Below are 18,801 nucleotides of genomic sequence, written 5' to 3'. Positions count from 1 at the left end.
CGGCAATCAATCCTACCTGAATTTTATATTTTTTGACACAAATGTAATCCCCTCACAGAAAACTACCTGTTACTTTTACGCACTGATTTTTCGTTAAACAGAAAGCCTGGATACAATTGTGTCCAGGCTTTTTTTAAGAACAATAAACAGTATTTCTTTCCGAAGGCGTAGACCAGTGGTTATTTACTCGCTGCGGAGCGATTTAACTGGATTCATCAGGGCGGCTTTGATACTCTGGAAACTCACCGTCAGCAGCGCAATCACGATAGCGAGAATTCCCGACAGCGCAAACACCCACCACTCGATGTCAATTTTGTAAGCGAAATCGGCCAGCCATTGATCCATCGCGTACCAGGCAATCGGCGATGCAATAATAATAGCCGCAATAACCAGTTTGAGAAAATCGCGGGAGAGCAGTCCGACAATGCTAAACACCGATGCACCGAGTACTTTCCGAACGCCGATCTCTTTGGTCCGCTGCCGAATGGTAAGCAAAGCAATCGCGAACAGACCCATGCACGACAGCACGATAGCAATACCGGCGGCCGATGAGAAGATATTTGCCAGTCGTCGTTCTCGTTTGTACCAGCGTTCGGTGTTTTCGTCCAGAAACGAGCCGATAAATTCTTGTTTGGGCGCTATCAATTTCCAGGATGCCTTGATGGTTTCCATCGCGCCCGTTAGATTCTGGGGGTTCACCCGCACGAGAATGTACTGAATGGGCAAGCTCGACTGCATTTGTAAAGCAATGGGTTTTGCTTCCTGGTGCAGCGAGTATAGATTGAAGTCCGCAACGACACCAACGATCTGGAACGTCTTATTGTCAGGCTTGATAAACTTGCCCACCGGATTCGTTTCGCCTAACGCCTTGGCCATGCTTTGCGTAATCAGCACGCTCGAGCTGGAGTCGGTGCTGAAACTAGGGCTAAAGTCGCGTCCTTGCAGCAGCTTGATACCCATTGTTTTCAAATAATCCGTATCGACGCGTAGCCAGTCACAACTGACGTCGCGTTTACCGTACATAAATCCGTATATGGACCGCGACGAACTCCCGTCGAGCCCCGCGCCAATGTTGACGCCGGAACCCGACACAGCCACGATGTTGGGTTGATTGGACAGCCGGTCGCGCATGGTTTTCAGTACGTCGTTGCCGTTTAGTCCGTTGCCGACCGGTATGCTAACGACCTGCTCTTTATCCAGCCCCACCGGTTTCTGCTGAAGGTACGTAATCTGCTGGCGGACAATAACGGTACAGACAATCAGCAGACAGGCTATTGTGAACTGCGTTACGATCAGTGAATTACGCAGTAATCCGGGACGGCTCACTTTCACTTTTCCTTTAAGCACTTCTACCGCGTTGAAGCGGGTTACAAACCAGGATGGATAACCGCCCGCGACCAAGGTGATCAGCAAAAAGCCCAGGATCGTTGTCAACAAAACGGTTGGCTGGAGAAAGTCGGACAGCGTCAGCTGGCTTCTGAACAGCCGATTGAATACCGGTAGCAGACCATACGCCAGACCTAACCCAATGAGCAACGCACCGAAACACAGCAGCACGGTTTCGCCCCAGATCTGGCCGAACAGTTGCCCCCGCTGCGCCCCCAGCGACTTCCGTACCCCGACTTCCCGCGCCCGAGAAAGCGACTGCGCAATGGTCAGGTTGATGAAGTTGATGCAGGCAATCGCCAGAATGAACAGGCCAACGAGCATCAGCGTGAATACGTAGGTGCGGCTGATACCGGCACCATGCGTCGTTTCGGTGTCGAAGTGAACGTCCAGCAGCGGTTGAAGTATCAGGCTTCGCTGAAAACCCAGTTCATTTTTCGGGTACCCCTGCTCCTGCCGTTCCTTCATATCCGAAGCAAAATACTTGTTCATCAGCGCCTGCGTACGTCGTTGCAGCGTTTGCGGGTCCGTGCCGGGCTTTAACTTGACGTAAACATCATGGCTACCGTGATCCCAGCGGCCTTTATTATCGGCATAATCACCCGCGTTCTCACTCCGAATAAACGCATCATATTCGAACGACGAGTTTTTTGGGGCATTGTTGATAACACCGGTTACGGTAAATGCCTTCCATTCATTGTTTAGCCGTAGTTGAAGTGGTTTACCGACAGGGTCTTCGCTACCAAAAATATCTTTGGCCATGTTTCCGCTGATGACGATATCACTTAGGCTGTTCATAGCCGTCCGGGTATTTCCCTTCTGGAGCGGAAACGTAAACATGTGCAGGAAATCGGCGTCTACCATCCGAACATCTTTGGTGTACGTCTGGTCATTCCGTCGAACGCTCGCGCTCCGATCAAACCAGCGCGTCACCCCTTCTAGTTCGGGGAATTCGGCTTTCAGCGCGGGCGAAATCGGGAAAGGCATAGGCGACTCTTTGTTAACCGAACCATCCCGATTAGACGACAGGAAGTACAACCGAAAAAGCCGGTTTGAATCGGTATGAAAGTGGTCGTACGACAGTTCGAAAGTAGCCGTCAGAAACAACAGTATGCATGTGCCAAACGCCACCGATAAGCCAACGACGTTGATAAAGGTATGAGTTCGGTTTTTCCAAAGCGTTCGGAAAGCAACCTTGAGGTAGTTACGAAGCATAAATGTATGATAAGAGGCCATACTTGTTTTCGTATAGCACTGTGATGTTATTCGGCTTTCAGACTAGTAACCGGGTTGACCAGAGCGGCTTTGATACTTTGATAACTTACGGTCAGGAACGCAATAACAATAGCCAGAGCACCCGCCACTCCGAAGAGCCACCACGTTAGCTCCGTCTGGTAAGCAAACGTATCGAGCCATTTGCTCAACGCCCACCACGCCAAGGGGGAAGCCAGCACGAGCGCAATCAGAACCAGTTTGAGGAAATCCTGCGAGAGTAACCCAACAATGTTGGTAACGCTGGCTCCCAACACTTTACGAACGCCAATTTCTTTCCGGCGCTGCTCAGCCGTAAATGCGGCCAGACCAAATAAGCCCAAGCACGAAATCAAAATAGCCAGTACTCCGAAATAGTTAATTAGCGTATGCACCTGCTGCTCGGCCCGGTACAGCTTTTCGTATTCTTCATCCAGGAAATGAAAATTGAACGGGTAGTTCGGGTTGTATCCTTTGGACAGCTTTTCCAGATCGGCAATTGCCTGCTGGGTTTGGCCGGGTCGGGTCTTTACCAGCAGATAGCTTGTGTTCAGGTAGTTGAAGCAGAGTATAATCGGCTTGATGGTTTCGTGAAGCGACTGCATGTGAAAATCCTTCAGCACCCCAACAATCCGACCTTTTCCCATCCAGAATTGCACTTCTTTACCGACCGGGTCTTTCATATGCATCAACCGGGCCGTTGCTTCATTGATGATATAGTTCGATGAGTCGGCGGGGCTGCTGGCCTGAAAGTCACGTCCGTCGGCCAGTTTGATGTTCATCGTCCGGGCAAAATCACTACCCACAAACATGGCGAATACCTGATTATCCTGACGCGGATCTTTCCCCGGCCATTGCAAATCGCCCGATGAACCCTGGATGTCGATTGGTAACGACCCAGCCGTAGTGGCTGAGGCAATCGACGGCAACCGAACAACTTCGCGCTGGAACGCTTCGTATTGTTTCGTTTCAGAAAAGCCCTCGATAGGCCAGTACAACACGTTTTCACGGTCGAGACCGAGGTTTTTGGTACGTAGGTAATTCATTTGTTTACTGACTGCCATCATACCGACAATCAGGAAAACAGACAGCGAAAACTGAAAAACAACCAGAGCCCGACGAAACAGCGCAGGCCCCGTGCCTACCTGAAGGCGGCCTTTCAAAATTTTAATAGGCTGTAACGAGGACAGAAACAGCGCCGGATAACTTCCCGACAGCACGCCCGTAATGATCGTTAATCCCAGCACAATGAGCCAGAGTATTGGATCGGTCAGATCGAGGGTTAATGTAGTACCGGACACCGTATTAAATGACGGTAACGCAAGCCATACAAAGCCCAGCGACAACGTAGCCGCCAGCAGACTTGTCAGCACGGATTCGCTTAGAAACTGCCCCGCCAATGACGAGCGCAAGGCCCCAACTACTTTGCGAACGCCTACTTCTTTAGCACGGGTTGCCGAGCGGGCCGTCGCCAGATTCATGAAATTAACGCAGGCAATCAGTAGGATAAACAAAGCCACCAACGCAAAAACGCGAACGTATTCGATACGTCCACCCACGCTCTTTCCATTTTTGTAATCCGAATACAGATGTAGATCGGTAAGCGGCTGAAGCGTCGGTCGCCCAGTCGCGAAATTTTTACCCGCATGACGCGGATAAATGGTACTCATGGCGGCTTCGGCCTGCGCCACAGTGGTATGTGGTTTTAGCCGAACATACGTTCTGAAAGAGTTATTCCCCCAGGTTTTCATCCAGTCCTGCGCCTGAACGTTCCAGTTGACAAGCCAGCCAAATTGCAGATTGGAGTTATGCGGAACATCCTCAATCACAGCTCCGACTACGTAGTATTTATCGTTATTCAGCTGAAGTTTTTGCCCTAAAGCCTCCCCATTCGGGAAGAACTTCTCGGCGATTGTTCGGGTGAGGATGATTTGGTTGGGCTGTTTCAGAGCCGCTTTAGGATTACCGGCAACGACGGGCAAATTGAACACGCCGAAGAAATCATCGGTAGCAAAATGGCCGCGTTCTTTGGCTGTCTTATCACCGACTTTGATCAGGTATTCCGGGCCGTAATCCGTTTTAACAGTGGCCGCTACTTCGGGAATGTCTTTGGCGATGGCTTCCTGCAACGGGCCGGGCGTCACAAAATTGGTGGCAATGTCAGCCGCAGGATCATTTGGATTCGTGAAGTTGACTCGTACAAAGCAAATACGCTCCGCGTCGGGCAAAAACAGGTCATAGCTCAACTCGTCCTTTACCCACAGGCCAATCAACAGACTACAGGCCATGCCAAGCGCCAGCCCAAACACATTGATACCCGAGTAAAGTTTGTGCTTGAGCAGACTTCGAACAGCGATTTTGAGGTAATTGCGGAGCATAAGGGTTCAGGATAAAAGTCGAAACAGAGCCATCAACAGCACTAAAAAGATGCGCGGAATTAGACAGGCCGTTTCCCAGCCGCCTATTTATTTCTAGCAATCGGTTTAAACCCCGTTTCAGGTTATACGTGGAAATTTTCGGTCACCACTTTACCATCGAACAGGTTCACGATCCGGTGCGCGAATCCAGCGTCGTAGGGTGAGTGCGTTACCATGATGATCGTTGTTCCTTCGTCGTTCAGTTCGCCCAGCAGTTTCATTACTTCTTCCCCGTTTTTCGAGTCGAGGTTACCCGTCGGCTCATCGGCCAGGATTAGCTTTGGTTTGGCGACAACCGCCCGCGCAATGGCTGTCCGTTGCTGCTGACCACCCGAGAGTTGCTGCGGAAAGTGATTCCGCCGGTGCATGATACTCATCCGTTCCAGAGCCTCTTCAACCCGCGCTTTACGCTCGTCGGGGGGCGTTTTCAGGTACAACAGGGGCAGTTCAACGTTTTCATAAACCGTCAGCTCGTCGATCAGGTTGAAGCTTTGAAACACAAACCCGATGGACCCTTTACGCAGTTGTGCCCGCTGGCGCTCCGTCATTCGGGCAACGGGTGTTCCGTAGAAATTGTATTCACCTTCGCTTGGGTTGTCCAGCAAACCAAGGATATTCAGCAAGGTGGACTTGCCACAACCGGACGGTCCCATGATGGCAACAAATTCGCCATCGCGCACTTCCATGTTGATGCCGTTCAGGGCGGTGGTTTCTACTTCTTCGGTGGCGAAGAGTTTTTGAAGGTTGACTGTCTGGATCATATTTTTTATTGGCAGGATTTACAGGATCATGTTTTATTCGACAGGATTTACAGAATTAACATGATTTTCAATTGTCTGCTTAATCATGTCAATCCTGTAAATCCTGTCAAAAAAAGATTAAAATTCAAGTACTTCGTTATCACCAAAATTTTCGTAGGAACTCGTAATAACCTGATCGCCGGGTTGTAGGCCGTCCAGCACTTCGTAATACTCAGGATTCTTGCGACCTAATGTGATTTGTCGCTTCACGGCCCGCTTACCCGACTTATCCAGCACATACACCCAGTTACCGCCCGTGTCGGAGAAGAAGCCACCAACCGGCAGCAGCGTTGCTTTAGCGGCTTTACCCAGTTCCAATTGAATAGGTGACGACTGCCCCCGCTTGATGCCTTCGGGCGCACCTTTTGGAAAATTCATATCGACTTCAAACCGGCCGCTTTTCACTTCAGGATACACGCGGCTGATCTCCAGCTCGTGCGTTTTACCGTTGAACTCAAACGAACCTTTCAAGCCCGAAAATACGCGGCTAATGTAATGTTCATCAACGCCCACGCGCATTTTAAACCCGTTCAAATCATCGATCTGGCCAATGTTCTGTCCCCGGTTGATGTTCGAGCCCACTTCTACATCGATGCTCGACAGCTGTCCCGAAACCGGTGCTTTCACAACTAGATTGTCCAGAGTCTGCTGCCAGAGCGCAACGTTGCGCTGCGTGCGTTGCAATGTCTCTTCGAGTTGTTTGATCTGTATTTTGGCATTCTGCTCCTGGTACTTCTGCGTTTCGACTTCAATCGTACGTTGGCCCGCCATCCGCTCGTAGGCACGCTTGGCTTTTAGGTAGTCTTCTTCCGACACGACTTTATCTTTGTATAGCTTAGCCTGACGGTCGTAGGTATCTTTTAACTGATCAATTTGGGCGTCGAGATCAGCCAGTGTTTTACGGAGTGTAAACCGCTCGACCTGTAAGCGCTGGCGTGTAGTTTGTAAGTCGTTGACAAGTCGGTTGGCTTCGGTCTCGGATTGCAGGAAACTTAACTTTAGGCTCTGGTTCTCCAATTTCAGCAGCACCTCGCCTTTTTTAACCATGTTCCCCCCTTCGACCAATTTCTGCGTTACATAACCGCCTTCGATAGCGTCCAGCCGAATGGTTTTTAGCGGCTGCACCACGCCCGTAACGGCAATAAAATCTTCGAAAGGTCCGGTGGCTACGTTCGATACGGTTATTTTATCTTTTTCGACGTTCAGCTTCGACCGGCGGTCGGCGAACAAAAATGTGTATGCTAATAAACTCACGACCAGCGTACCCCCTGCGAAAATGGCGATACGTTGGTTTGTCCAGAAACGTTTAGGTAAGACGCGATCCATGTTTAATAAGCGAACGAGGGAATAAAAGAGCAGTGGCCCAAGCTCGTCCGCCTATTTCACTTCGCCAATAGTCATGCCAATTAACAATACCCACTGATTAACAGACTATTGCGCACATGTGAAGCAAATATCATGTCCGCTTTCGGACAGATAGCTGTCCGGTTTCACAATTGCCCTGTCTACCGCCTGACATCGGCCAGTACGTAGGGCTTTAGTGTTGTTGACCGCGTGTTGTAATTCAGAAAGTCGTACGTCAGCTGACTAATATGAAAGTACGGAAAGATGGCGACCCGACGAACCTGAAACCCGTGCGCTTCGAGCGAATCCGCGTAGGTGTTGGTCGTAAAAACCTGTACGGGCTGCCGACGGCTCATTTGCTCCAGTACGGCAATCGAGTTTTCGTGAATGTACTGCGTTGGAGTCTGTACGTAGAATTCGTACGACCATGAGCTTTCGCCAAACGTTTCCGAACCGTAGAGCACAGTTGGCCGCTTCTTAAGCTGCGGTTGTTCATTCACAAAACGGGCTGCGGCCAGCCCCGCCTGATACTGCATAAACGTCGGGTATAGAAACAGATTTAGGATACCCGCCAGCAACAGCATCGCCCCGACCATGCGTCCCATCAACGAGAGCATCGTATTTTTCCGAAAAAAGGCAAACGTCGAAAAACCAATGAGCATTGTCCAGCTCAGGGCCAGACCCAGATGCGCAGGTTGCACAACGACTAATACCGCAACGATCAGCACAGCTAATAGCACCCCGATAACCGTCTGCGCATTGGTCCAGCGACGGAGATTCACGGGGCTCAGATCGACCAGAAACTGAGCGGTTATGATGGCATAAAACGGAAAAACGATGTTCAAATAGTGCGGCAATTGAAAGCCAGATAGCGAAAATAAGAGAAAGGTAGCGAGTCCTGACCCCAGCGAGACATACTCAGAACTAGTTCCAGTTGACCCGGTCTGGATTGACCCGGTCTGGAGGGACTGAGTTGGCCAAGGGTTCTGTCGTTTGACCAGGGCGGTGATTGTTTTTCCGACGCCCAGGTACAGCGGCAACGACCAGGGCAAAAACGCCCAAAGCAGGGTGTGGACGAAGAAAAATTTGTCACCTGCCCCTTTGATGGGCCCCGTGTTGAAGAAACGGCCAAACTGACTGTCCCAAAAGAAAAACCGGATACCCGAAACGTCGGTGTTGCCGAATACCACTTTCTCCGGGTGCAGATCGAACTGCTGATACAAACAGTAAATTTCGGGAAGCGTAAACACAAACGACAGGACCACGGCCAGATACCAGCGCGGCTTCAGGAACTCACGCCAGTTGCCCGTCAGCAGCCAGTGAATTACCAATCCCCCACCTATCGGCACGAGTACAAACAGTCCTTTTGTCATCAGCGCACAACCCGTCAGGAACGAGCCGACGACCAGGTGCAGCCAACTTCGAGACGTGCCGAGAAATACGCGGTAAAAATGGTAAACTGGGCCAATGATTAGCAGAATCAGGTACGGTTCAGCCCGCACATCGCTGTTCGAAAGCACACCGTGAAAGGCCGTCAGCAACACTAGAACGGCAACCTGAGCGGTCAGTTTGGCGTATGAGAGTCGAACGAATTTGTAGCTATACAAAACGCTACCCAGAAAAAACAGCAGCGCCGGAAATTTATAGGCAAATGTATTGATACCGAAAGCGAGGTAACTCAGCGCCGACACCCAGAACGGAAAGTGGGGCTTATCGAGCCAATCGTGACCAACGGCGTATAGATCAACAAAATCACCCGTCTGGGCCATCGTCTTGGCGATGCAGGCGTACAAAGCCCCATCGGGTTCGAGGATTGGCGGGAACAGTCCCGTTGCGTTCAGGAAGACGCCAGCCGCTACCAGCGCGTAAAACCAGCGGTCATTGAGTGGTTGAGGATTATCTGTCATCAGTTGGCATTAACTAATCGTTGGACGATTAATTGCCAGTAAATGACCATAAATCACGACCAATAACCGCTCAACGACTTTAGGGGCGAAAGTACGTAAGAAATGCTTAATTTAGTGGAAAATGGTGCCTGCGTGCAACAAATCGGCTGACTCTTTATCTTTGGTATATGCAAGATGCTAAACTCCTCCTCGTCGACGATGATCCCGACGTGCTGCTAGCGGCCCGGCTGCTCCTAAAACGGCATGTTAGTGCGGTAGACATCGAAAAGAACCCCGAAAAATTGCCTTTTCTGCTGAATAACAACCGGTACGATGCGATTGTACTGGACATGAATTTTCAGCGCGATGTAAGCAGTGGTCGCGAGGGATTTGCCTGGCTCGACCGAATTCTGGACATCGACCCCAAAGCCAGAGTCATCTTGTTTACCGCGTACGGCGACGTCGAAATGGCCGTACGAGCCATCAAAGCAGGAGCCGTCGATTTTGTGCTGAAACCTTGGCAGAACGATAAATTTCTGGATACGATCCGGGGAGCCGTTGAAGGCCGGAAGCCGGATAAAGAAGAACCCGAGAAAGGATCGAAGGAAAAACCCGCCGGAAAAACGAACGGCAAACACGCAACCATCATCGGTTCGGCTATGCGCCCGGTTCTGGAAACCGTCGAGCAGGTAGCCCCGACCGACGCTAACGTGCTAATTTTAGGTGAAAATGGTACGGGCAAAGATTTAGTAGCACGCGCCATTCACGACCAGTCGGACCGACGCGACAAACCATTTGTCAGCGTTGACGTGGGCGCATTGACGGAAAGCTTGTTTGAAAGCGAACTGTTCGGCCATGTGAAAGGCGCGTTTACCGACGCCCGTGACGATCGGGCGGGCCGGTTCGAGGAAGCCAACGGCGGTACCATTTTCCTCGACGAAATTGGCAACCTTACACCAGCCCAGCAAGCCCGCTTGCTAACGGTGCTTCAACAGCGGCAGGTTACCCGTGTCGGCTCAAACAAAGCCCGCGCAATTGATGTCCGGCTCGTTTGTGCGACTAACTCGGATCTGAACCAGCGGGTAGCCGAGCGGCAATTCCGACAGGATTTGCTGTACCGGATCAACACCATTGAACTTCATCTACCTCCCCTGCGCGAACGTCCGTCCGATATTGGTACACTAGCCGACTATTTCTTGAAAAAGTACGCCAAGCAGTACAACCGTTCGGTTTCGGGATTAAGCCCGGCTTTGCTGGCTGAAATGAAACAGTACCGCTGGCCGGGAAACGTCCGAGAGTTGCAACATGCCGTCGAGCGAGCCGTCATTCTGGCCCGTCCGGAATTAACACAGGGAACGCTGTTGGAGCCCGATAATTTCGTATTCAGAAAAGATTCATCGGCAACAGCCTCGCCGGTCAACGAAACGCTGCAACTGGAAGACATGGAACGCCAACTCATCCAGCAGGCCATGCAAAAACACCGGGGTAGCATTACCGACGTGGCCCGCGAACTGGGCGTATCGCGTCAGGCGCTGTACAGACGACTCGAAAAATTCGGTTTATAAATCTTCTTTTCTGAGGTAATGGAGGCAGGAGCAACTGTTACCTCAGAAATACGCCTTTTGGCTGTTCTAGGGCAATAAATGTTTGGATTCTACGGCCTTGTCTGCGCTGGTACTGGCTTACTCGCTGACGACCCCTCCCGCAACACCAAGCTCCTGCGCAATAGCTTCCTGTGCCTGCCGAACAATATCATCTGGCGTCAGTCCGGCGGGTTCGATACCCGGCAGAACGTACCACGACATTTTTGAAAACGAGGTCAGCGGGAAGATTCCTTTGGGGTTGAAATGTCCCGTTCCCCGAACCGCAATGGGAACAACAAGCGCTGATGGAGCCCGCTTGAGCAGCATAGCCAGTCCGCCCGCCACGAAGGGGCGCATCTGACCGGACGATGACCGCGTTCCTTCGGGGAAAATAACCGCCGAATGCTTGGTTTGCTGAATGTGTTTGCCAAGCCGGGCAATCTCAACAATCGCCTGCTTCGGATCTTTACGGTCGATCAGGGCGGCTCCGCTTTTTCGCAGGTTGTACGATACCCCCGGAATTCCCCGCGCCAGCTCGATCTTGGAAACAAAGATGGGTGTGTACCGACGCAAGAACCAGATAATCGGCGAAATATCGAACATGCTCTGGTGGTTGGCGACAAAAATAATCGGGCGGTCGGTTGGCAGGTTTTGCGGTTGCTCAAACCGGATGCTGCTTCCGGTCAGGTACCAGCCGTACGAAATAAAGGCATTCATCCAGTCAACTACTTTCTTGTGCGCTGGCTTACCGAATCCATGAAATGCCACCACCTGAAGAACGTGAAATACACATAACGTTAATCCAAAGAAAAGCAGGTAGACACAGCTCAGCAGATAATCCAGAATTTTTTTCATACAATCTTTTTCGGTAGCACAAGCGCCTGTGACGGCATTTTACCCCAAAAATAGCAATCCGTCCGTTTTAGTCTGCCATAAAAAGCAAACCATACCCAATCTATCGTTTGTTTTAAGCGTACCTTGCAATACGATTGATTGGATTGATCATTTTCTTTTATTATTCCTATGATATTATCAGCCTCACGTGTGGACGTAATGCGTTTCGTTGGCGAGAAAATAGATACCGTACTAGGTGATTTTCTTAAACCAATTGAAACAAACTGGCAACCGGCTGACCTGCTGCCTGACACCACGCAGGACAATTTTCTGGACGAAGTTAAGTTGCTGCGCGAAAGCGTTCGTGAACTATCCTACGATTACGTAGCCGTACTTGTCGGCGATACAATTACCGAAGAAGCACTGCCCACCTACGAATCCTGGTTGATGGATATGGAAGGTGTCGATCAGAGTGGTCCGCAGAACTGGACGCAGTGGATACGGGGCTGGACCGCCGAAGAAAACCGGCATGGTGATTTGCTGAACAAGTTTCTGTACTTGTCGGGACGGGTCAACATGCGGGCGATGGAAGTATCAACCCAGTACCTCATTGCCGACGGCTTTGACATTGGAACGGGCCGCGATCCGTACCGCAATTTTGTGTACACCTCCTTTCAGGAATTAGCCACCAACCTGTCGCACCGCCGAACGGCTACGCTGGCTAAGAAAGCGGGTTGTACCCAACTATCTAAAATCTGTGGTGTCATTGCCTCCGACGAGATGCGTCATGCCAAAGCGTACAAAGCGTTCGTGAGTCAGATTTTTGAGGTTGATCCTACGGAGATGATGCTGGCTTTTGAGGATATGATGCGCAAAAAGATTGTGATGCCCGCTCACTTCCTGCGCGAAACCGGCGTTAAAATCGGGCAGACATTTAGCCACTTCTCCGATGCGGCCCAGCGGCTCGGTGTCTACACAACGCACGACTATATTGAGATTCTGGATGATCTGTTGACGGATTGGAAAATCGCATCAATAACGGATCTCGACGATGCCGGTCAACGCGCCCGCGATTATGTGATGGCCTTACCAAACCGGCTACGTCGGATTGCTGATCGAACCAAAGTACCCACTCTTGAATACCCATTCACCTGGATCGCCTAAGCCATGAATCGTTTTGCCTTGGGGGTCGGGTGGCGTATCGCGGTGATGGTCGCCCTGACTATTGCCGTAACCTACTTTTACCTGCAAGGCAGTAACGGCCTGGTGTTCTTGCCCTTGTTTATTGTGCTGGTGGTCATATCGGTAAACCTCTACCGATATGTTACCAGCCTGAACCGCAAGCTAACGCGCTTTCTGGAGTCAGTGCGCTACTCCGATTTTGCCGTTGCTTTCCGGGCCGACAGCAACCTTGGTCCGTCGTTTCACGAACTCAACGACCAGTTCAACGAAGTACTGGATGCGTTCCGGCAGGCACGAGCCGAAAAAGAAGCGAACCTTCATTATGTCAATACGATTGTTCAGCATGTCAGCGTCGGTTTGCTGACGTTTGATTCGGCAGGGCAAGTGGAGTTAGTCAATCAGACCGCCCTGCGCTTGTTAGGCACGTACCGACTGCGCACACTCGGCGATCTAAACGCTACCCATGCCGATCTGGTCAACGTGCTTAAGTCATCCACGGCTTCGTCTACACCCGTTTCGTACCAAACCGGAACCGATGGCGAATTATCCGTTCGATGCACCGCTGTTCGGCTACGGGGTCGGTTGGTAACGGTAGCGTCACTGCAAAATATCCGTACCGAGCTGCAACAGCGCGAACTGGACGCGTGGCAAAACCTGACCAAGGTTCTCCGACACGAGATCATGAATTCGATTACGCCCATCGTATCACTGGCGGGCACGATGCGCGATATTGTCGAAACCGATCTGGTACCGATCACCGAATCCGGACTCTCATCCCTCGATACATCGGATCAGTTGTTTTCTTCTTCGGTTACCGATCTTCGGGATGCCCTGACCACCATCGAGCAACGCGGTGCGGGTGTGATGCGGTTTGTGGACGCGTACCGGCACTTCACAACGATTCCGCAACCCAACTTTGCCGACGTTTCAGTAGCTGAACTGATGCGACACGCCGTACAACTCACCGAAGCGAACAGCCATAAACAATCGGTCAAAATTACGACGACAACAGCGCTGCCCAATCTGGCTATCCGCGCCGACGCCGATCAGATCGAAATGGTTCTGATCAACTTACTGAAGAATGCGGTAGAAAGCCTTGACAAAACGCCCGACTCGGCAATTCATCTGGAAGCCGTAGCGGATGGTCCACGCGTTATCATCAGCGTATCGGACAATGGACCGGGCATCGAACCCGAAGCGCTGGAACAGATTTTTATCCCCTTCTATACCACAAAAAAAACAGGCTCCGGCATTGGCCTGAGCCTGTCAAGACAGATCATGCAGCTTCACGGTGGTCAGTTAACCGCTACGTCCACTCCCGGAACGGGCAGCACCTTTAACCTGGTCTTCTAGCCTAACGCGGACATCTAGTCCGCAGAGAGAAGCCGGTTGCTATAGTCACGAACAACACTCATCTTCACCCTGCGGACCAGAGGCCCACGTTACAGTTAATAACCGTCGTTCTGCGGAAAGGTGGTTTTGTTGTTATATACGTCGATTTCCGACTGCGGAATTGGGTATACAACCCGATTGGCGGGCATGGTGATTCCCGTTACCTTGATAGCCTCAACGGCGGTTCCGGTGCGGATCAGGTCGAACCAGCGATCATTTTCCAAAGCCAGTTCCAGCCGTCGCTCATTGATAACCGCCGTCCGAAATGTTTCCTTCGTTGCCAGTTGAGCAGCGGTGTAGGTAGCAACGCCCGCCCGCGTACGGACCCGGTTCAGCGCCTTAAACGCTTCGCCATCGGCCTGATACCCTACTTCGTTCAACGCTTCGGCGTACAGCAGCAGCACATCAGCAAAACGCAATACCGGAAAGTCGTTGCCGACGTCGTTGGTAGCTGATAGCTCATCGTAGAACTTTCTTGGTACAACGTTGATACTACTAGGTACCGGAACCTGAACCGTCAGGGGTAGCCGCTTGTCCGTTGCCGCGTAAGCCGCCCGTAGCGACGATTCGATGTTGTCGCCGATGCTCGTTCCGTACCAGGAGCCGTGCCCTTCGCCTAACAACCCGCCTTTTTTGAATTTCACCGCGAACAGCAATTCAGCGTTGTTTTTATTCGTCACCGAAAACACATCGGCGATATTCGGAAGCAGTTGGTACGTTGTTCCGTTTACCAGATCTCTCAGTACGGGTACAGCCAGATCGTATTTTTTCTCGGTAACGTAAACTTTTCCCAACAGCCCTTTAGCCGCGCCCGACGTAGCCCGTCCGACATCGTTACCCGTGTAGCTGGCTGGCAAACCCGCTGCGGCATCAGTCAGATCTTTTTCAATCGCGGTATAGATTTCGGTTACCTCGTTGCGCTTGTACGAACGAGCTTCGGTAGTCGTTCCGGCGGTCAGCACGAGCGGAACACGCCCCCACAACCGTACCAGATTGAAATACGACAACGCCCGAATAAACTGCGCTTCTCCTTTGTAACGGGCTTTCAGCGTAGCATCCATCGATACAGCGTCGATCTTGTCCAGGATCAGATTACACCGGTTTATGCCCGTGTACAGACTCCCCCAGGTATCCCGCAGCACCGTATTCGTTGTTGGTTCAATAAACCGGTCTATGTTGTAGCGCAGACCGGAACCGGACGAAGGGTCGTTATCGAGAACATTATCGCTCCGCGCTTCGCTCAAGGTGTTATAATCGCCACCGTACTGATTGGCACTTTGCAACGCGTCGTACGCACCGTTTACCGCATTGCCGAAATCGTTGGCGGTTTTATAAAAGTTATCGACGTTTGGTTGCGACTGGGGCTTTAAATCCAGAAAATCTTTCTGACAAGCCGACAAGCCGATCAGACAGGCAACAAGTAAGGTTATCTTTTTCATGGCTGTTTCAGAATGAAAGGTTTAGACCGACCGACGTTGTGCGCGGTAGCGGATAGGTACCATAATCCTCACCCGACGATAAAGCACTGTCGGGACGGCTGTTCACCTCCGGGTTGAAACCGAGGTACTTGGTGAAGGTGAATGGGTTCTGAGCGGTTACGTACACGCGTGCCCGGCTAAGCCCCAGACGCGACAGCAGCGTAGACGGTAGCGTGTAGCCGAGCGTAATGGTACGGATTCGTACGTACGAGCCATCTTCAATATGCCAGGTCGAAATTTCGCCGTTCGATCCTGATGCCAGCCGATTGGCCCGGTTAACCAGTCCGTTGCCCGGATTTTCGGCCGACTGCCAGCGGTTCAACGCACCTTTGAACAGATTACCGTTTCCTTCCATATTATAAACGTAGCGACGCAGCAGATTCAGGATTTTGTGGCCCTGAACACCTTGTACAGCAACGCCCAGATCGAATCCACCGTATGCCAGATTGGTGTTGAACCCAAACGTATACTTTGGAAAATAACTACCCGTAACCGCCCGGTCGCTGCTGAAATCGATTTTACCGTCTTTGTTATTGTCGATAAATTTGAAGTCGCCGGGGCGGGTCGTAGACGTATGCGGGTAAGCATCGACCTCTGCCTGATTTTTGAATACACCGTCGTAGATCATGGTGTAGTACTCGCCGATAGGACGACCGATCTGCGTAATGAACTGCGCTCCGGCCACACCACCCGCCACAATGATCGGATCACCCGACGGTCCGAGGGCGACGACTTTGTTTTTGTTGGACGCAATGTTCGCACTGGCATCCCAGCGTAAACGCCCGAATGTCTGGCGCGTTCCCAGCGTAAACTCGATTCCTTTGTTGTTCACCTTACCGATATTCTGCAACTCCGTGCTGAAGCCGGACGCACGCGGAACGGGCACGTTTAGTAGCAGATCGGAGGTGTTGGCGTTGTAGTAATCGACAGTGAGGTTCAGCTTATTGCGGAAGAAACTAACGTCGAAACCAATGTCGAGCATCGCCGTTTTTTCCCACTTCAGCTTGTCGTTGGCCGAGTTGCTCGGTGCCAGACCGCTCACAATCGTTTCAGGTCCCAAAATGTAGTTTTGGTAGCTCAGCAGACTGATTGAACCGTAGTTTGGAATCTGGAAATTACCGGTCAGACCGTAGCTGGCGCGTACTTTCAGATCGCTCATCCAGGTAGCTGATTTGAGGAACGGCTCCTGCGAAATATTCCAGCCAGCTGATACCGATGGGAAATAACCCCACCTGTTGTCACGACCAAACCGCGACGACCCATCCGCCCGAACGGCGCCCGACAGCAGGTATTTGCCGTTGTAATCGTACTGAACCCGACCTAAATACGACAGCAACGACCACTCCTGAATATCCGAGCTACCCGACGAAACTTGCCCAGCGTTGAGCGTCGTTACCAGATCATTCGGGAAGTTGGTAGCCGTAAGTTCATTCGCAACCCGACGATCTTTCTGCGACGTAAACCCGACCAGTGCCGACACGTTATGCGCGCCGAATGCATGGTTGTAGTTAACTGTGTTTTCAACCAGCCAGTCCACAAAATTCTGCGCCCGTGAAAAACCCGTCGGTACCGATGCTCCCTTCCGGTCGCGCACTTCGAGGATCGAGGGTCGGTAATAATCGCGCTGGAAACTGTTGATGTCGGTACCCAGACTAAGCCGGTACGACAAATCTTTGGTGAAGTTATACTGCGCGTACACGTTACCCAGCAACCGAATCTGGCTCATTTTGTCCCGTACTTCATTGGTAATAGCCACCGGGTTCAGGATGGACGTAGCCCCGTAGCCCCAGGCGTTGCCACCCCAGTTATACGATCCGTCGGTATTGTAAACCGGAAAGATCGGCGGCATTTGCAAGGCCAATCCAATGATTCCTTCGCCCAGATAAGGCCCTTCGGCTTTGACCAGATCGTGGTACCCGTAAGTTGGGTTCAGGTTGATACCAGCCGTTAACCGACCGCTTTTCACTTCGACGTTAGCCCGCGCGCTATAGCGTTTGTAGCCAGAATTGATTACGACGCCCCGCTGGTTCAGGTAGTTGCCCGATACGTAAAAACGAACGTTATCTTTTCCGCCCGAGATAGACAGTGTATGATTCTGAATGGCCGCCGACCGGAAAATTGCATCCTGCCAATCGGTATTTGTCAAACCGGACTGACCCGACAGGTACGGCACAATTTCGGGCTGGATAAGCGTACTTGGCGCACCAACCCCCCGACTGCGAACGTCATTGGCATCGGTCGCTTTACCGTTCGGGTTGCGGTCCAGATACGCGTTATTTTTAGCTTCGTAGCTAAGCTGGGCATATTCATAGGCGTTGACCATATCGATCTTCTTCGACACCTGCTGAACACCCGCGTAGCCATCGTAGCTAACGACTGTTTTTCCTTCTTTTCCGCGCTTGGTCGTCAGCAAGACCACCCCGTTCGAGCCGCGTGAACCGTAAATGGCAGCCGCCGACGCATCTTTCAACACTTCAATCGACTCGATATCGTCGGTATTGATCGTACTGAGTACGTTGATCGGATTGTCGGGAAACTGTGTGTTGGTGCTCCCGGTCGCGTATTTGGTGTCGCGCGAAAGCGGAATACCGTCGATGACGTAGAGTGGATCGTTACCCGCACTGATTGAGCCGGTACCGCGCACCCGAACCGACAAAGCCGCCCCCGGAGCCCCCGACGTTTGCGTTACCTGCACCCCGGCAATCTTAGCCGCCAGTGCCTGATCGAAGCTGGCCACAGGCTGATTGGCCAGATCCTTCGACCGCACCGAACCAATGGATGTGGTAATGTCCCGGCGGTTCTGCACGCCATACCCGACCACGACAACTTCACCAAGCGCATTATCCGAATTCGTCAGCTTGACGTTGACAACACTTTGATTACCAACCGTAACTTCCGTGGGCTGGTAACCGATAAAGGAGAAAACAAGTATCCGTCCGGTGGCGGGCAGCGAAATCCGGTACTGGCCCTTGGCATCGCTGGTTGCACCGATATTCGTTCCTTTGACCTGGACTGTTGTTCCAGCCAGTGCTTCACCCGTACCCGCGTCGGTAACGGTTCCGGTAATACTTGTCTGCGCGTAGCCGACCGAGGAGATCAGCAGCAAGAGGATGAACAACCACCCGTACCGAGGCTTTTTCCGGGAATGGTTAAGTAGATAAACAGACATACAAACGGGGTTTATTGGTAAAAGAATAGATCCGTGATCTGTGCGAACGAGTCATTATCTCGACAAAGACGCATTCACC

General features: G+C 51.6%; 11 protein-coding genes. 3 read left to right on the top strand and 8 right to left on the bottom strand.

Features of this window, described 5'->3' with window-relative positions; all coding sequences use genetic code 11:
* Window positions 1-183: 183 nt before the first annotated feature.
* The 5 genes from M0L20_RS12545 to M0L20_RS12525 all read right to left on the bottom strand — a co-directional run bounded on the left by M0L20_RS12545 (window position 184) and on the right by M0L20_RS12525 (window position 9,105).
* On the bottom strand, window positions 184-2,601 hold the full coding sequence (locus M0L20_RS12545) for an ABC transporter permease (protein WP_248477281.1): 2,418 nt from the start codon (window positions 2,599-2,601) through the stop codon (window positions 184-186).
* Window positions 2,602-2,648: 47 nt separating this feature from the next.
* Complete coding sequence (locus tag M0L20_RS12540) at window positions 2,649-5,015, bottom strand: ABC transporter permease (RefSeq protein ID WP_248477280.1); 2,367 nt, start codon at window positions 5,013-5,015, stop codon at window positions 2,649-2,651.
* 122 nt (window positions 5,016-5,137) lie between these two features.
* Window positions 5,138-5,815, bottom strand: coding sequence for an ABC transporter ATP-binding protein (locus tag M0L20_RS12535; RefSeq protein WP_232561309.1), 678 nt, complete (start codon window positions 5,813-5,815; stop codon window positions 5,138-5,140).
* Window positions 5,816-5,932: 117 nt separating this feature from the next.
* On the bottom strand, window positions 5,933-7,180 hold the full coding sequence (locus M0L20_RS12530) for an efflux RND transporter periplasmic adaptor subunit (protein ID WP_232561308.1): 1,248 nt from the start codon (window positions 7,178-7,180) through the stop codon (window positions 5,933-5,935).
* Between the two features lie 179 nt (window positions 7,181-7,359).
* Window positions 7,360-9,105: an ArnT family glycosyltransferase gene (locus M0L20_RS12525; protein ID WP_248477279.1), complete on the bottom strand. Its 1,746-nt coding sequence runs from the start codon at window positions 9,103-9,105 to the stop codon at window positions 7,360-7,362.
* A gap of 167 nt (window positions 9,106-9,272) precedes the next feature.
* On the opposite strand from M0L20_RS12525, the gene M0L20_RS12520 reads away from it, so the two are divergent.
* Complete coding sequence (locus tag M0L20_RS12520; RefSeq protein WP_248477276.1) at window positions 9,273-10,649, top strand: sigma-54-dependent transcriptional regulator; 1,377 nt, start codon at window positions 9,273-9,275, stop codon at window positions 10,647-10,649.
* A 117-nt stretch (window positions 10,650-10,766) separates the two neighbouring features.
* Here the strand turns inward: M0L20_RS12520 and M0L20_RS12515 are convergent, their stop codons facing one another.
* The gene (locus tag M0L20_RS12515) at window positions 10,767-11,522 is read right to left on the bottom strand and encodes a lysophospholipid acyltransferase family protein (RefSeq protein WP_232561305.1); all 756 of its coding nucleotides are present in this window, start codon (window positions 11,520-11,522) and stop codon (window positions 10,767-10,769) included.
* Between the two features lie 168 nt (window positions 11,523-11,690).
* Between M0L20_RS12515 and M0L20_RS12510 the strand changes: the two genes are divergently transcribed.
* Together M0L20_RS12510 and M0L20_RS12505 are read left to right on the top strand one after the other, a co-directional pair.
* Window positions 11,691-12,665 carry an acyl-ACP desaturase gene (locus M0L20_RS12510; RefSeq protein WP_232561304.1) on the top strand — a complete coding sequence of 325 codons (975 nt, stop codon included), beginning with the start codon at window positions 11,691-11,693 and terminating at the stop codon, window positions 12,663-12,665.
* A gap of 3 nt (window positions 12,666-12,668) precedes the next feature.
* Window positions 12,669-14,036: a sensor histidine kinase gene (locus tag M0L20_RS12505; RefSeq protein WP_248477274.1), complete on the top strand. Its 1,368-nt coding sequence runs from the start codon at window positions 12,669-12,671 to the stop codon at window positions 14,034-14,036.
* 95 nt (window positions 14,037-14,131) lie between these two features.
* On the opposite strand, the gene M0L20_RS12500 is transcribed toward M0L20_RS12505, so the two are convergent.
* Both M0L20_RS12500 and M0L20_RS12495 read right to left on the bottom strand, forming a co-directional pair.
* The gene (locus M0L20_RS12500; RefSeq protein WP_232561302.1) at window positions 14,132-15,514 is read right to left on the bottom strand and encodes a RagB/SusD family nutrient uptake outer membrane protein; all 1,383 of its coding nucleotides are present in this window, start codon (window positions 15,512-15,514) and stop codon (window positions 14,132-14,134) included.
* 7 nt (window positions 15,515-15,521) lie between these two features.
* A complete protein-coding gene (locus tag M0L20_RS12495; protein ID WP_248477273.1) occupies window positions 15,522-18,722 on the bottom strand; it encodes a SusC/RagA family TonB-linked outer membrane protein in 3,201 nt (1,066 codons plus the stop codon).
* Window positions 18,723-18,801: the final 79 nt, after the last annotated feature.

Source organism: Spirosoma liriopis (assembly GCF_023196085.1).
Lineage (GTDB): Bacteria > Bacteroidota > Bacteroidia > Cytophagales > Spirosomataceae > Spirosoma > Spirosoma oryzicola.
Note: the sequence above shows the minus strand (reverse complement) of the source record. Positions and strands in the feature narration are given on the sequence as shown.

What these genes read in the sequence shown, in the direction of transcription:
- M0L20_RS12545 (WP_248477281.1), bottom strand. Translation starts at nt 2,601, where the DNA reads ATGCTTCGTAACTACCTCAAGGTTGCTTTCCGAACGCTTTGGAAAAAC.
- M0L20_RS12540 (WP_248477280.1), bottom strand. Translation starts at nt 5,015, where the DNA reads ATGCTCCGCAATTACCTCAAAATCGCTGTTCGAAGTCTGCTCAAGCAC.
- M0L20_RS12535 (WP_232561309.1), bottom strand. Translation starts at nt 5,815, where the DNA reads ATGATCCAGACAGTCAACCTTCAAAAACTCTTCGCCACCGAAGAAGTA.
- M0L20_RS12530 (WP_232561308.1), bottom strand. Translation starts at nt 7,180, where the DNA reads ATGGATCGCGTCTTACCTAAACGTTTCTGGACAAACCAACGTATCGCC.
- M0L20_RS12525 (WP_248477279.1), bottom strand. Translation starts at nt 9,105, where the DNA reads ATGACAGATAATCCTCAACCACTCAATGACCGCTGGTTTTACGCGCTG.
- M0L20_RS12520 (WP_248477276.1), top strand. Translation starts at nt 9,273, where the DNA reads ATGCAAGATGCTAAACTCCTCCTCGTCGACGATGATCCCGACGTGCTG.
- M0L20_RS12515 (WP_232561305.1), bottom strand. Translation starts at nt 11,522, where the DNA reads ATGAAAAAAATTCTGGATTATCTGCTGAGCTGTGTCTACCTGCTTTTC.
- M0L20_RS12510 (WP_232561304.1), top strand. Translation starts at nt 11,691, where the DNA reads ATGATATTATCAGCCTCACGTGTGGACGTAATGCGTTTCGTTGGCGAG.
- M0L20_RS12505 (WP_248477274.1), top strand. Translation starts at nt 12,669, where the DNA reads ATGAATCGTTTTGCCTTGGGGGTCGGGTGGCGTATCGCGGTGATGGTC.
- M0L20_RS12500 (WP_232561302.1), bottom strand. Translation starts at nt 15,514, where the DNA reads ATGAAAAAGATAACCTTACTTGTTGCCTGTCTGATCGGCTTGTCGGCT.
- M0L20_RS12495 (WP_248477273.1), bottom strand. Translation starts at nt 18,722, where the DNA reads ATGTCTGTTTATCTACTTAACCATTCCCGGAAAAAGCCTCGGTACGGG.